This window comes from Brevundimonas sp. (assembly GCF_046295075.1).
In the GTDB taxonomy this organism is placed as follows: Bacteria; Pseudomonadota; Alphaproteobacteria; order Caulobacterales; family Caulobacteraceae; genus Brevundimonas.
In genome coordinates this window covers 1-14,395 of sequence record NZ_JBKBOC010000028.1, presented here as the reverse complement: position 1 = coordinate 14,395, position 14,395 = coordinate 1, and the positions used below count along the sequence as shown (strand labels likewise).

Below are 14,395 nucleotides of genomic sequence, written 5' to 3'. Positions count from 1 at the left end.
AGCTGGCCCTGCTGTCCTTCCGCGACCTGATCGAGACCGAGCTGGATCAGGCCGCCTTCCGCACCCAGGCCGCGCGCGACGTGGCCCGCGTCGGCCTGGCCAACTACGCCGCCGGCGCGCTTCTGCTGCCCTACCGCGCCTTCCTGGAGGCGGCGCGGGCCGAGAAGCACGACATCGACCGCCTGCGAACCCGGTTCCAGGTCAGTTTCGAACAGGTCTGCCACCGGCTGTCGAACCTGCAACGGCCCGGCTGGCGCGGCGTGCCCTTCTATTTCGCCCGCGTGGACATGGCCGGCAACATCACCAAACGCCACAGCGCCACCCGCTTCCAGTTCGCCCGCTTCGGCGGCGCCTGCCCCCTGTGGAACGTGCACGAAGCCTTCGCCACGCCCGACCGCATCGGGGTGCAGCTGGCCGAAATGCCCGACGGCTCGCGCTACATCTCCATCGCCCGCAGCGTGTCCAAGCCGAGCGGCTCCTATCTGGCCAACGACCGCCGCTACGCCCTGTCCCTCGGCTGCGAGGTCGAGCACGCCGGCTCGCTGGTCTACGCCGCCGGTCTGGACCTGAACGGCCCCGCCGCCCGGATCGGCGTCAGCTGCCGCATCTGCGAGCGCACCGACTGCACCCAGCGCGCCTTCCCGCCCCTCGACCGCGCCCTTCACGTCCCCGAGAACGAGCGCGGCGTGGTGCCCTATGTGCTGGATGGCACGCGCCCGGATCGCTATTGATCGGGGCATGACCTCACACGCACCCATCGGCGTCGCCGTCATCGGCTACGGCCTTGCGGGCCAGACCTTCCACACCCCCCTGATCGCCGCGACCCTCGGCCTAACCCTGACCGCCGTCGTCTCGTCCCGCCCTGAAGCCGTCCACGCCGACCTCCCAGACGTCACGGTCCTGCCCGATCTGGACGCCGCCCTGGCCCGCACGGACATCGGCCTGATCGTCGTCGCCACCCCCGACGCCCTGCACGCCGAACAGTCGATCGCCGCACTGAAGGCCGGCAAGTCGGTGGTGGTGGACAAGCCCTTTGCGGCGACGCTCGCCGACGCCGAAGCGGTCGCCGCCGTCGCCGCCGCATCGCCCGGCGTGTTCAGCGTCTTCCAGAACCGCCGCTGGGACGCCGACTTCCTGACCCTGCGCCGCCTGATCGCCGAGGGTGAACTGGGCGATATCGCCGTGTTCGAAAGCCACTACGACCGCTTCCGCCCCGCCGTCACCGACCGCTGGAAGGACCAGCGCGACGGCGGCGTCTGGGCCGACCTGGGCCCGCACCTGATCGACCAGGCGGTGCAACTGTTCGGCCCGCCCCTGGGCGTCTACGCCGACCTCCAGGCCCAGCGCGTCGGCGCCACGGCCATCGACTACGCCCACGTCCTGCTGCGCTACGACCGCCTGCGCGTCATCCTGAACATGAGCCACCTCGCCGCCGAGGCCAGCCTCCGCTACGTCGTCCACGGCACAGGCGGCAGCTTCATCAAACACGGCCTCGACGCCCAAGAGAGCCAGTCCAAGGCGGGCTTGCGCCCAGGCGACCCCGACTGGGGCGTCGATCCCTCGCCCGGCATCCTGTCGAAACAGATCGGTGGCGAGATCGTCGCCACCACTCCGACGCCGGAACGCGGCGACTATCCCGCCTTCTACGCCGCCATGCGCGATGCGATTCTGGGCAAGGGCCCGCCGGCGGTGACGGCGGATCAGGCCCTGACGGTCATGCGGATCATCGACGCCGGCCGACGCAGCGCGGACGAGCGTCGCGAGATCGCCCTCTAGCTCTTCTTGCGGCCCTTCGACGCCGCCGCCGGCGCATGGGCCAGCCGCAGCAGATTGGCCGCGCCCGGCGCCCCGAACGGCGTGCCGGCCAGGATCAGGATACGCTGACCCGGCTCGGCCAGGCCGTATTTGACCGCGCTGTTGACGGCATCGTCGGTGACGGCCTCCAGCGAATCCGGCTGTTCGCCAAGGCGCGGTTCCAGCCCCCACACCAGGGCCAGACGGCGTGCGGTGTTGGGATTGGGCGTCAAGACCAGGATCGGCTTCAACGGTCGTTCCCGCGCCATCCGACGCGCCGTTCCGCCCAGGGTCGTGAACACCACCAGACAGCCCGTCGAGGGCGCGCTGGCCGCCATGCCCGCCGCCCCGACCAGGGCGTCCACGTCATGTTCGTCCATGCCGGCGTGCTCGGCTCCCATCAGGCTGGGCCACATCGGATCGCGTTCGACGCGCTCGATGATCCGGCTCATCATGCCGACGGATTCCAGCGGATACTCGCCCGACGCCGTCTCGGCCGACAGCATCAGGGCGTCCGCGCCTTCATAGACGGCGTTCGCCACATCGGTCGCCTCGGCGCGCGTGGGGGCCGGCGCGCTGGTCATGGATTCCAGCATCTGGGTCGCCACGATCACCGGCACGCCGCGATTGCGGGCGGCGCGCACGATCTGCTTTTGCGCCACCGGCACGTCCTCGGGGTCCAGTTCGACGCCCAGGTCGCCGCGCGCCACCATGACGCCATCGCAATAGTCGAGAATGGCCTCAAGATCGGCCAAGGCCGCCGGCTTCTCGATCTTGGCCAGGCAGGCGGCCTGACCGTTCACGATCCGCTTCAACTCGGCCATGTCCTCGGGCTTCTGGACAAAACTCAGGGCCACCCAATCGACGCCCATCCGCAGAGCGAAGGCCAGGTCCTCGCGGTCCTTGGGCGTCAGGGCCGAGACGGGAATGACCGCTTCCGGCACCGCGACGCCCTTGCGATCCGACAGTTTGGTGCCGCTCTCGACCGTCACATCGGCCCAGTCGTCAGCCCGTTCATTGACCCGCAGCCGCACCCGGCCGTCATCCAGCAGCAGCAGCATCCCGGTGCGCAGGGCCTTGAAGATTTCCGGGTGCGGCATCTGCACCCGCGTCTCGTCGCCTGGCGTGGGGTCCAGATCGAAGCGCATGGTGTGGCCCGGCTTGACCGAAATCTCGACGTTCTTGAACCGGCCCAGCCGCAGCTTGGGCCCCTGCAGGTCGGCCAGCACGCCCAGCGGTCGCTGCAAGGCCGCCTCGGCGCCGCGCACGGCCTTCAGGGCGGCGGCGTGATCCTCATGCGATCCATGGCTGAAGTTCAGACGGAATACGTCCACCCCGGCCTGGGCCAGGGCCTTGACCATGCCGGGCGCACGGCTTGCGGGCCCCAGGGTCGCGACGATGCGGGCGCGGCGGGCTCTGTTCATGGACGTTTCCTGTTGGCTCTGATCGCCATCCGTTTGGACGGCTTGGGCGCTTTAGCCCCTTCTGCCAACGAAACCTTTTCCACGTAAGGCCGCAGCCCCGCCGGGAAACACGAGTTTACGACCCCGAAACAGGAGTTTATCGCGCCGCGGCCTCGACCGTCGGCGCGCAAGCGCCCACCGCAAACCCGTTCAGGTCCATGCAACGTCCTTCGACCACCGGCGTCGGCACGCCGATGACATGGGCCAGGGTCGGGGCGATATCGACTGTGCGGATGGGCAGGAACCGCTCGTCGCCCTGCGCGCCGGGCCACCAGAAGATGATCGGCACGCGACGGTCGTATTCCCACGGCGAGCCGTGACCCGCCAGGGTCGAGCCGACGCGACCGCCCGAACTGGTGTTCTGGGCCCAGGCGAACTGGATGTCGGGCGAGCGCTCGGCCACAGTCGACAGGCGCATGCGCTCGCGCACCGTCATCATCTCCGGCTGGCGGCTATCGGGCAGAGGCTCGGCCAGCAGCCGGTCGCGCGTCTCGGCGAAGGCCACGTCCGGCAGGGCGCGCAGCATCTCGACCGCCGCCTCGGCGACCTGGGTGCGCAACGGATCGGGCAGGGACCTGTGCTCGGCGTCGGCGACCATCCAGCCGCTGCCGCCGGATTGCAGCGGATCGGCGGCCAGATTGAAGCGCGTCTTCAGCGCCGCATTGATCGTCTTGATCGCATCCGTGTCGGCCCGGTGCGCCTGGGGATAGCCGTGCTCGTGCAGGCGCTCGACGAAATCCGATCCGCCGTGATCGGCTGTCAGCACCACCAGCGCCCCGCCCGGAACCTGAGCCAGCTTGTCCAGAAAGGCGCCCATCGCCGCGTCCAGCCGGTGCATCTGTTCGCACATCTCCGGCCCCTGGGTGCCGTACATATGGCCGATCCGATCCGTCGCCGACAGGCTGACGCCCAGCATGTCGGTCCCCGCGCCCTGCCCCAGCTTCTGGCTGTCCAGCAGATACTCCGCCGCCTTCAGCGTCTGCTCGTCCAGAAGCGGCGAGGTATCGAACTTCAGCCCCGCCGGCGGCAGCACGGAATGGAAGGTCTGGCCGCGAATGGTCCAGTCGCCAGCAAGCGCGCGGCACTGTTCGTTCTGATAGTCCCAGGCCACTGGCGTCGCCGCCGCCCAGGCCTTGAACTGGGTATTGAAGGCCGCGACGGGCGCCAGCCTGTCCTGCGCCGTCTGCCCCGGCTCGACATAGGTCGTCAGGCCGAATCCGTCGGTGAACCAGAAGGCCTGGCCCTGGTGGCCGGCTAAGTTGATCGCGCCGCGATCCTTGCCCGACACCGCCATGACCTTGCTGTCCGGGCTGACGGCCATCAGCCAGTCGCCCAGTGTCGTGACACGCAGCTGATCCGGCCCCACCGGCCCGTTGTCGGTGTCGTCGCGTCCGTGCGCCAGATGGTTCTGCGGCGCGGCCAGGCAATAGACCTCCTTGCCGGTCTTGCCGTCGATCCAGTCATTGGCCGGGATGCCCGTCTCGACCGGATGCATGCCCGTCAGAATGGTCGAGTGGCCGGGGCAGGTCTCGGTCAGGCCGTGGGTCTGATAGCCGTTGATCGACACCAGCCCCTGGTCGGCCAGACGACGCAGACCCCCGCTGTAGCGGCTGCGATACTGGTTGAACAGGTTGGCGCTGAACTGGTCCACCACGATGGTCACGATCAGCTTCGGCGGCGTCAGGGCGGCGACGGCAGCCTGCGGCGCAGCGGCCTGAACCGGGGCCTCGGCTACGGAGGCGCAGGCGGCCCCCGCCATCGACAGGGCGGCCAGGAAGGCGGCTGCGGCGTGACGCGACAGGGACATGAACAACTCCAACAACAGGCGACCGGCCTCTAGCCGCTACGGATGGCGCCCGCGTGACAGAGCGCCGTCGCTCCTAGTGCGATTCCCGAGAGCGCAACCGCGCGACCTGATGCAGGACCAGCACCACCACGCCGCCGACGATCAGCCCGATCACGGCCGAGGCCACCGCGGTCGTCAGCCAAGTCATAGCCCCCTCCAGCGGCCCGAACACCTGTCCGACAGCGTGCGCCAGATGCTCCAGCGGCACAGCCGGCCAGTGCAGACCCAGCGTATGCGTCCCATGGACCAGAATGCCCCCGCCGACCCACAGCATGGCGGCGGTGCCAATGACTGACAGGGCGCTCATTACCACCGGCATGCCCTTGACCAGACCACGACCCAGGGCGCGCACGCCGCCGTTTGGCCGCTGGGCCAGATGCAGGCCGATGTCGTCCATCTTCACGATCAGGCCGACCGCGCCATAGACGACGACCGTCATGGCGATCCCGACGACCGCCAGCACGGCCGCCTGCGTCAAGATCGGCTGGGCCGCTACATCGGCCAGGGCGATGGCCATGATCTCGCCCGACAGGATCAAGTCGGTTCTCACCGCCCCCGCCACCGTCGTCTTCTCCAGCGCCGCCGCGTCGCCGATGATCGGCGCCGCGTCCTCGTGCCCGCCGTGCCCGAGCGCCTCCAGCAGCTTCTCGGCCCCTTCGAAACACAGGTATGTCCCGCCGCACATCAGGATCGGCGTGATGGCCCAGGGCGCGAAGGCGCTCAGCACCAGGGCCGCCGGCAGGATGAAGATCAGCTTGTTGCGGAACGACCCCAAGGCGATCTTGCCGATGATCGGCAGCTCGCGGCTGGGCGACAGGCCCATGACATAGCGGGGCGTCACCGCCGCATCGTCCACCACCACCCCGGCCGCCTTGGTCGAGGCCTTGCCCGCCGCCGCACCGACGTCATCCAGCGACGCGGCCGCCAGCTTGGCGATGCCCGCGACGTCGTCGAGCAGCGCGATCAATCCGGACGGCATGGCTCAGTCTTCCCGGCTGGGCGGCACGTTGACGCCCTGCGACTTCAGATAGGATTTGATGTTGCGGGCGGCCTGACGGATGCGCTGCTCGTTCTCGACCATGGCGATGCGGACGAAGCCCTCGCCGTTCTCGCCATAGCCGACGCCCGCCGCCACCGCGACCTTGGCATGGGTCAGCAGTTGCTTGGAGAACTCAAGGCTGCCCAGATGCGCCAGCGCCGGCGGCAACGGCGCCCAGGCGAACATGGAGGCGGCGGGTTTGGGGATGTCCCAGCCCGCCCGGCCGAAGCTCTCGACCAGCACGTCGCGGCGGCGATGATAGAGTTTGCGGTTCTGCTCGACGATGTCCTGCGGCCCGTTCAGCGCCGCGCAGGCCGCCGCCTGGATGGGCGTGAAGGCGCCGTAGTCGAGATAGGATTTCACCCGCGTCATGGCCGCGATCAGCTTCTTGTTGCCGACCGCGAACCCCATGCGCCAGCCCGCCATGCTGTAGGTCTTCGACAGCGAGGTGAACTCGATGGCCACGTCCTTGGCGCCGGGCACCTGCAGGATCGAGACCGTCGGCTTGCCGTCGTAATAGAGCTCCGAATAGGCCAGGTCGCTGATGATCCACAGGTCGTTGGCCTTGGCGAAGGCCACGACGCGTTCGTAGAAGGCCAGGTCCACCGTCTCCGCCGTCGGGTTCGACGGATAGTTCATCACCAGGATCTTGGGCCGGGGCACGGTGAAGGCCATGGCCCGCTCCAGCGCCTCGAAATACTTCTCGTCCGGCGTGGTCGGCACGCTGCGGATCGCGGCGCCGGCGATGATGAAACCGAAGGTGTGGATCGGATAGGACGGATTGGGCGCCAGGATCACGTCGCCCGGCTCGGTGATGGCCGTGGCCAGGCTGGCCAGCCCCTCCTTGGAGCCCATGGTGACGATCACCTCGGTCTCGGGGTCCAGATCGACGCCGAAGCGCCGGCCATAGTAGTTGGCCTGGGCGCGACGTAGGCCGGGAATGCCTCGCGAGGCCGAATAGCCGTGCGCGTCGGGCTTGCGCGCCACCTCGATCAGCTTGTCGATCACATGCTGGGGCGGCGGCAGGTCGGGGTTGCCCATCCCCAGGTCGATCACGTCCTCGCCCGCCGCACGGGCCGCCGCGCGCATCGCATTGGTCTCGGCGATGACATAGGGCGGCAACCGCTTCATGCGGTAGAATTCTTCGGACATGACAGGCTCGTCGTTGTGGTCTTCGGCCGGGGGTCGACCGTCTCTAGCGATTAGCGCGCCTGCGGCCCCACGCAACAGCGTTGAAGGTCATTTTCACCCGCTGGACGGACGAAATCTGCGCCTCGCGCAAAAATGCCATCGGAAAAGGCGTTTCCGGATGCGATCAATAGCTCAGGCGCAAACCGACGCTGACCGTACGCGGCGGGCCGTAACCGGCCACGCCCGTCCCCGTTTCCGACACCTCGACATCGGTGTCGAACAGATTGTCCGCCGCCAGCCACAGGGTCGTGCGCGGGTTCAGCGCCCATTCTCCCCGTGCATCCAGCGTGACGGCGGCGTCCAGAACGCGGCTGTTCAGGTCGTCGTCGAACCGGCTGGATTCGTAACGCGCCGCCAGCGCCAGGGTCAGTCGGTCGGTCGCGCGCCAGTCCAGCCCGGCGGTCGCGCTCCATTCGGGCGCCTGGGCGGGGCGCAGGCCCGTCAGTTGCGCGGCGGCCGATCCGCCGTCGATCTCCGCGTCGGTCCAGGACAGGGCTGCATTCAGCGACACAGCCGACGACAGGTCCACGGCGCCGTTCAGCTCCACGCCCCAGGCGTCGATGGTCCCCGCGTTCTGGCGCTGGCGCAGAACCCCGCCAGCCGGCACGAACCCGGCGCGCGGGAAAGTGGCAGGCCCGGCCCCGATCGTTACATTGACGATGGCGTCCTCGATCTGGTTCCAGAACACCGTGGCGCCCCAGCGCACCCCGTCGCGGTCGAACGCCAGCCCGGTCTCGACGCCCTTCAGCGTCTCGGGCGTCAGGGCGGCGTTGGCCTCGGTTATGTCGTTGCCGACGCGGAACGGCCGGTGCAGTTCGTTCAGCGTCGCCGGTCTGAACCCGGAATAGGCCGCCGCCCGCGCCGCATAGCCGCCGCCCAGATCACGCCGCACGGCCAGGCGCGCACTGACCACCTCGCCCGACCGATCCGGGTCGTTCTCGTCCAGCAAAACAGCACCGGTCGCCAGGGTGTTCTCGTTGCGGAAACCGCCCGTATTCTCCCACCGATCCACTCGCAGGCCGCCCGCCACAAGCCATTCGGCCGCCGTCCAGGATGCATCGACATAGGCGCCGGCCACCGCCGTCTCACCGCCCGCGCGACGGCCTCTGGCGAAGCCCGCGCCCGTGGGATTGCTGAACAGTTCGTTGGTCTCGCCGTCGTTGAAGCGCGCGTCGGCGCCCACTTCCCACTCCAGCCGTCCGCCCGCGAACTCCGCCATGCGACGACGCAGGGCGGCGTTCAGCCCCCATCCCGTTGCGGGCGTCTTGTACTGGTCGTTGGCCGGCGTGGTCGTCGCCCGGTCGGCCGACACAGAGGCCGAACTGTTGGCCAAGTTGCTGTCGATCCGCCACGCCTGCAGCCGCCAGCCATAGCCGCTGGCCGTCGGCGCCTGGGCGGCCGTGGCGCTGAGGCTGTGACCGCTGGCGTTGGCGCGGGTTCCGGCCAGGCCCGATCCGCGATCCTCTTCCCAAGTCGCCGCCCGCACCGACAGGTTCGCCTGCCCCAAGGCCGTATCGACCCGCAAGGCCGCACTGCGGCTGTCGAGATCCAGCGGCGTGTCCGCCGCCCCCGCCGCCGATCCTCGCACGGGCACATAGCCGTCACTGACCTCGCGCAGGCCGCTCAGCGTCACCGCCAGCGGCCCGAGGCGCGTGGAGGCCGAGCCCGCCGCACGCAGGCCTCCGCGTTCGGAGGCCGATACATCCAATACGCCACCCAGACCCTCGTTGGCTGGGCCTCGCTCGCGCAGGGTGATCGTGCCGGTCAGGGCGCCCGCTCCATAGGGTCCCGAACCTGCACCGCGGATCACGTCCAGGCTTTCCAGCGATTCCGGCGTGGCCTGGGACCAGATGACCCAGCCCCCGAACGGGTCGTTCAGCGGCACGCCGTCCAGCAGCACCAGCGTCCGTCCCGCCCCCGACGGCGCGATGGCCCTCAGCGATATGCCCTGCGTCGTCGGATTGGCCGCCGCGCTGGTCGTACGTCGAAACAGCGACACCGCCGGCACGGACCGCAGCGCCTCGTCCAGGCGCATGGATCGCGACAGCACCTCCTGATCGATGCGTACGACCGAAAATGCAGCATCGGCCGCCGCAGGCGGCAGGCGGGCGGCGGTCACCACAATCTCGGGCAAGGCGACGGGCGCGACGACGGGGGGAGGAACGTCCTGGATCATGCGCCGTCACTAGGGGCTGGCGCGCTCCCATAAAAGCTTGGCCTTGCAATAAAGCCCCGCAAAATCGCCAGGCTGGCGATTGGCAGATCAACCGCCGCTCGATAACACCCCTATAGGGCAATCCGAGGGGAAGCGCGTGGGTCTGGGAACGGTCGTAAGGGCGCTGATCTTCGGCAAGGACGCCGATCGCAAGCGCCGGTCCGCCAAGGCCGCCCGCATCCGCAGCCTGCCGGACCGTCTCGTGATGGCCGACAGCTATGTGCCCGCCCTGGCGGCCGACGGCGGCCGCATCCTGTGGGTCGGTTGCCGCGAATATACGCTGGACGATTATGCCGCGCTGGAAGCCCACGGCGGCGAAATCTGGACGACCGACATCGACGCGGCGGCCGAACGATGGGGCCGCGAGGGTCGCCACCGCACCGGCGACGTCTGCGAGGCGGATCGGCTCTTCTCCGACATGACCTTCGACGCCATCGTCTGCAACGGCGTGCTGGGCTACGGCGTCGACAGTCCCGAGCAGCAGCGAAAGGCGCTAAAGGCCCTGGCGGCCATCCTGCGTCCCGGCGGGCGGCTTTTGCTGGGCTGGAATACCGACAAGATCGACGATCCGGTCGCCGCCGGCCTGACCGAGGCCGACTGGGAGCCGACGCCGTTGGGCGACCAACCCACGCGCGTCCGCTTCGACGCGGTGACCCACGTCTACGACAGCTTCTTCCGTAAGGCTTAGGGGCCTATCCCTGCAGTCTGGGCTGCGACCCGTGTCGCGGCAGGAACCACGACCAGCGGGCCCTCGCCGCCGAACGGCTCGACAAAGATCGGTCGGATAAGGCCTCGCGTAGCGCATCCAGTTCGGCGGCGCGGGCGACGGGGGAATGCACCCGCTCCACGAAATCCTGACCACTGCGCGCCAGAGCCAGGCGTTCCGCCGGATTTTCGACCAGCCGGTTCATCGCCGCCGTCAGGGGCGCGGCGTCCTCGACCTCGACATAGACCGCGTGGTCGCCGCTCGCTTCCCGCAGCCCCCCTCGCCCCGACGAGATCAAGGCCGCGCCTGCCGCATGGGCCTCCAGCGCCGCCAGCCCCAGGGCCTCACGAACACGCGACGGCGTCACGGCGATGGCCGCGCGACGCGTCACGGCCCTGACCTCGGTCAGGGACGCCGACTTGTGGATCTCGACCCGGTCGCCGAACCGGTCCAGCGCACGAACCAGCGGCTCCGCCCAGTCCTGATGCTTCTCCCAATCGCCCAGCATCAACGCGCCGCGCCAGTCGGGATGGCGATCCAGCGTCTCGGCAAGGGCCGTGCAGAACAGGTCCAGCCCCTTGTCCCGCATGGCGCGACCGGAGAACAGGATCAGGTTTTCGCGGACGTCCGGCGACGCACGCCAGGCCTCGACCGCGATGGGGTTGCATACGGAGGAGACCCGTCCGGCCAGACGCGGATAGTCCGCCGCGAACTCCTGGCCCGCCGCCTGACTGACGAACACCAGCCGGTCGAACCGCGCCAGGCGACGGCCATAGCGGAAGGCCTCGATGGGGTTCTTGGCCGGTTTGATGCGGGTGTGACGATACAGGACGTGGGTCGCGTTCGGAAACTGGCGCGCCAGTTCGGACGCGGCCTTCAGCTGCTGATGATATTCGACGATGTCCGGCAACAGCGCCTTGAGGACAGCCGCCACCGCTTCGTTGCGCGCCTTGCGGCCCAGCCCGGCCGGCACCGTCAGCATGTTCAGGTCCGCGCACGGCGCCGCGCCCGCATCGCAGATCAAGGTGACCGAACGGTTCAACCGGCTGTGGGCCGACAGGGTGCGAACCACCGTCTCCATCGAGTTGGCCTTGTCGGGGCAATAGCTGCAGCCTCGCGGCAGAACGACGGCGATACGCATGGTCTAGCCTTCCTTGCGAACGCAAGCGGTCGCGAAAATCTGGGGGTGAACGACAGCGCCTGTCGCCCGCCGGCCGCGCGGGCCGTTGAGGCCCAACAGGCGGCGCGCCTTGAACCCGGCCTTCAGCCAGGGCTCCGCCGGCGACTGCCGGATGCCCTTCACGTCGATGAAGGTGACGTCGCCATGCCCCGACAAGGTGTGGAAACCATCGGCGAACCCTTCGATCAGGTCGCCCGCCTCGAACCGTTTCACGACCGAGGCCGAAAAGGTTTCCGGCGTCAGGGCGTCGATCCGCAACAGGTTGATCGCCGCGCCATAGGTCTCTGCGCAGTCCTGAACCGGCAGATGCAGGGCTCCGCCGTAAACGAAGGCCGAACCGCCCGGCCGCGAGGTCTGAAAGCCGCTGATCACCGGATTGCCGGAATGCGCCGTCCAGGGTCCGCTCAGGCTGTCGGCCCAAGCGATATGAAGCTCGCGCATGGCCCGGTCATCCGGCCCCGGCAGGGCGTGGAACATCCACCACCGGTCGTCGTGCTTCACCACCGTCGCGTCGATCGACGCCGCCTCGCCGATGCGCGCGACCGCCTCCCACTGGTCCGGGAACCGCACGCAGCGATACAGGATCAGTCCGCCGCTCTTGTAGCCCTCGGGCAGCATGTAGAGTTCGCCGCCGTCCTCGATCAGAGTCGGATAGGACAGGTGCCAGGGCTCGGTAAGCGCGACGCCCTGGCCCACCAGCCGGTCGTCGGCATCGTACTGGCGATAGTGAATCTCGCCACGACACACATGATAGTCGAACGCCTCGACGAAGACGGTCAGCACCCCTTCGCGCGTGATCCCGAACGGGTCCGCCACATAGGCGTGCGGCCCGCAGTCCGGCAGCCACGTCACCTCGTCCGCATGCGGGGCATGGTCAACGAAACTGCTTAAGGGACGGCGGATGAAGCCCGAGCGCCAGATATCGAACATGACGACGCCCTAGCCGACCGAAAAGGTCGGGGCCGTCGTGCCGTCGTATCCTGCAAACGCGCGCATCTGGATCCTGCCCGTCGCCGTGACACGGCGCCTTCATGACAGGGACGCCGCCGACCGGCCCTTGCCTCAGAAAAATCGTCACGGCATGGAGGGTCATGGCCTGCCTTGGCCGAACGAGAGGATTTCGCCCGTTTGACCGCGCCCGCCGCGCATCCCCTGGTCGCCGCCTATCTGGAGCAGCGCGAAGACCTGGCCCGGTTCTGCCGGGCGCGGCTGGGCGGCGCGTCGGGCGATGTCGACGACGTGCTGCAGGACGTCTACCTCAAGGTCTCGGCGCTGGATCCCGACCCGCCGCCCGACAACCCGCGCGCCTTCCTTTTCCGCCTGACCTCCAATCTGCTGATGGACCGCTGGCGTTCCAGCCAGCGGGCGGCCAACCGCGACACACAGTGGCGTCAGGTCAATCACGAGGTGGGCGCGGCGGAAGATCTGGACGCCGGCCCCTCCGCCGAGGCGGTCGTGGCGGGCCGCGAGCGGCTGGCCCGGCTGGTCGCCGCGCTCGACACCCTGCCGCCCAAGACCCAGACGATCTTTCGCCTGCACAAGTTCGACGGCGTCAGCTACGCCGACATCGCCGCCCAGCTGGGCGTTTCGCGCAGCTCCGTCGAGAAACACATGATGGACGCCCTGCGCGTTCTGTCCCGAAAGGTTCAGCCATGACCGCCGGCGACCCGCGACCTTGCGAGGCTATTTGTGGAGGCGCGCCCCATCTGGCGGCGTCTGTCTATCAGGAGGTCCGTCACACGACGGGCGTCCGGGCTGGGATGGCATGAGCGCAGAGACCGACATCGAGGAGAAGGCGCTGCACTGGTTCGTCGCCCTGCGTGACGAGACGGCGCCCGAATCCGCCTGGCTCGATTTCCAGTCCTGGCTGGAGGCCTCGCCCGCCAATGCACGCGGCTATGACGCCGTCGAACGGCTCTGGGTCGATCTGGATGCAGCGGATACAGCGGCGATCAGCGCAGCGCCCGTCATCGACCTGTCGGCCGCCCGCGAACGTCGCGCCCGCCGTCGCTCGCCCTGGCTGGGGGCAGGCCTCGGCATCGCCGCCAGCGTGACCCTCGCGGTCGGCCTGTGGCTGTGGATGACGCCCGACGGCCAGACCTACGCCACCACCGACGCCCCGCTTTCGGTCGCCCTGGAAGACGGCTCGCACGTCTATCTGAACCGCCACTCCCGGCTAGACGTCCGCTTCGACGACGACAGGCGATCGGTGTCGCTCGCTGAGGGTGAGGCGGCCTTCGACATCGCCCACGACCCGGCCCATCCCTTTGTGGTCGCGGCCGGTGATCATCAGGTCCAGGTGCTGGGCACCGCCTTCAACGTGCTGAACCACGGCGATAACTTCGCTGTGGCGGTCCAGCGCGGCGTCGTCGCCGTGACGCCCGCCAACGCGCTGCAACCCGTGCGCCTGACCGCCGGCCAGACCCTGGAACAACGGGGCCGTGCGACGCCGCGCATGAGCAGCGTCTCGCCGGATCGCGCCTCCGCCTGGCGCAGCGGCGTGCTGGTCTATCGCGACCGCCCGCTGAGCGATGTGGCCGACGATCTTTCGCGTTATCTCGACAAGCCCGTCGTGCTATCGACGCCCACACAGGCGCTGCGTTTCACCGGCGCCCTGCGTGTAGGCGACGAGGCCGTGATGTTGCAGCAGCTCCAGGATTTCGTACCCGTTCGCGTCGAGGCCTCGACGTCCGAAGTCCGCATAAGCGCGCGTGGCGCCCGCTGAGGCCAGGCGGCCTCCAAACTCCGGCCATTCCCGGTCACGCGCCGCTGCCCTGATCCCCAGCCTTGGGCTGCTTTTGACGACGGCTCTTTCGGCGCCGGCGCAGGCGGCCGACGCGCGAACGCTGGACTTCTACGTCCCCCGCCAACCCGTCGATGGCGCGCTGCTCGACCTCGCGCTTCAGGCGCGCGTGTCGCTGGGCGGCAGTTTGAGCGCCTGCGCCGGAACCAGCCCGTCGC

12 protein-coding genes are annotated in these 14,395 nt (G+C 69.0%); 5 read left to right on the top strand and 7 right to left on the bottom strand.

Annotation, left to right across the window (positions count from 1 at the left end; translation table 11 throughout):
- Window positions 1–731: short-chain fatty acyl-CoA regulator family protein (locus tag ACK4MH_RS15245; protein ID WP_409719885.1), on the top strand; the 731-nt coding region annotated here is incomplete at its 5' end.
- 7 nt (window positions 732–738) lie between these two features.
- Window positions 739–1,776 (top strand): oxidoreductase, encoded by a 1,038-nt coding sequence (locus ACK4MH_RS15240; RefSeq protein WP_409719883.1) that lies wholly within the window; start codon window positions 739–741, stop codon window positions 1,774–1,776.
- Here ACK4MH_RS15240 and pyk read toward each other — a convergent pair.
- From pyk to ACK4MH_RS15215, 5 genes are all read right to left on the bottom strand, one after another.
- Entirely contained in the window at window positions 1,773–3,218 is a 1,446-nt protein-coding gene (gene pyk, locus ACK4MH_RS15235; RefSeq protein WP_409719881.1) for a pyruvate kinase, read from the bottom strand. The genes ACK4MH_RS15240 and pyk overlap by 4 nt on opposite strands.
- Window positions 3,219–3,354: 136 nt before the next feature.
- A complete protein-coding gene (locus ACK4MH_RS15230) occupies window positions 3,355–5,064 on the bottom strand; it encodes an alkaline phosphatase family protein (protein WP_409719879.1) in 1,710 nt (569 codons plus the stop codon).
- A gap of 73 nt (window positions 5,065–5,137) precedes the next feature.
- The gene (locus ACK4MH_RS15225) at window positions 5,138–6,082 is read right to left on the bottom strand and encodes a DUF808 domain-containing protein (RefSeq protein ID WP_409719877.1); all 945 of its coding nucleotides are present in this window, start codon (window positions 6,080–6,082) and stop codon (window positions 5,138–5,140) included.
- Between the two features lie 3 nt (window positions 6,083–6,085).
- On the bottom strand, window positions 6,086–7,294 hold the full coding sequence (locus ACK4MH_RS15220) for an LL-diaminopimelate aminotransferase (RefSeq protein ID WP_409719875.1): 1,209 nt from the start codon (window positions 7,292–7,294) through the stop codon (window positions 6,086–6,088).
- A gap of 163 nt (window positions 7,295–7,457) precedes the next feature.
- Window positions 7,458–9,509, bottom strand: a complete 2,052-nt coding sequence (locus ACK4MH_RS15215) for a TonB-dependent receptor (protein WP_409719873.1) — start codon at window positions 9,507–9,509, stop codon at window positions 7,458–7,460.
- A 136-nt stretch (window positions 9,510–9,645) separates the two neighbouring features.
- On the opposite strand from ACK4MH_RS15215, the gene ACK4MH_RS15210 reads away from it, so the two are divergent.
- Entirely contained in the window at window positions 9,646–10,236 is a 591-nt protein-coding gene (locus ACK4MH_RS15210; RefSeq protein WP_409719871.1) for a class I SAM-dependent methyltransferase, read from the top strand.
- A 4-nt stretch (window positions 10,237–10,240) separates the two neighbouring features.
- Here the strand turns inward: ACK4MH_RS15210 and ACK4MH_RS15205 are convergent, their stop codons facing one another.
- Together ACK4MH_RS15205 and ACK4MH_RS15200 are read right to left on the bottom strand one after the other, a co-directional pair.
- Window positions 10,241–11,395 carry a glycosyltransferase family 4 protein gene (locus tag ACK4MH_RS15205; RefSeq protein ID WP_409719868.1) on the bottom strand — a complete coding sequence of 385 codons (1,155 nt, stop codon included), beginning with the start codon at window positions 11,393–11,395 and terminating at the stop codon, window positions 10,241–10,243.
- A 3-nt stretch (window positions 11,396–11,398) separates the two neighbouring features.
- The gene (locus ACK4MH_RS15200) at window positions 11,399–12,364 is read right to left on the bottom strand and encodes a hypothetical protein (RefSeq protein ID WP_409719866.1); all 966 of its coding nucleotides are present in this window, start codon (window positions 12,362–12,364) and stop codon (window positions 11,399–11,401) included.
- Between the two features lie 198 nt (window positions 12,365–12,562).
- Between ACK4MH_RS15200 and ACK4MH_RS15195 the strand changes: the two genes are divergently transcribed.
- Window positions 12,563–13,090 (top strand): RNA polymerase sigma factor, encoded by a 528-nt coding sequence (locus ACK4MH_RS15195; RefSeq protein WP_409719864.1) that lies wholly within the window; start codon window positions 12,563–12,565, stop codon window positions 13,088–13,090.
- 109 nt (window positions 13,091–13,199) lie between these two features.
- Window positions 13,200–14,159, top strand: a complete 960-nt coding sequence (locus ACK4MH_RS15190; RefSeq protein WP_409719862.1) for a FecR family protein — start codon at window positions 13,200–13,202, stop codon at window positions 14,157–14,159.
- Window positions 14,160–14,395: the final 236 nt, after the last annotated feature.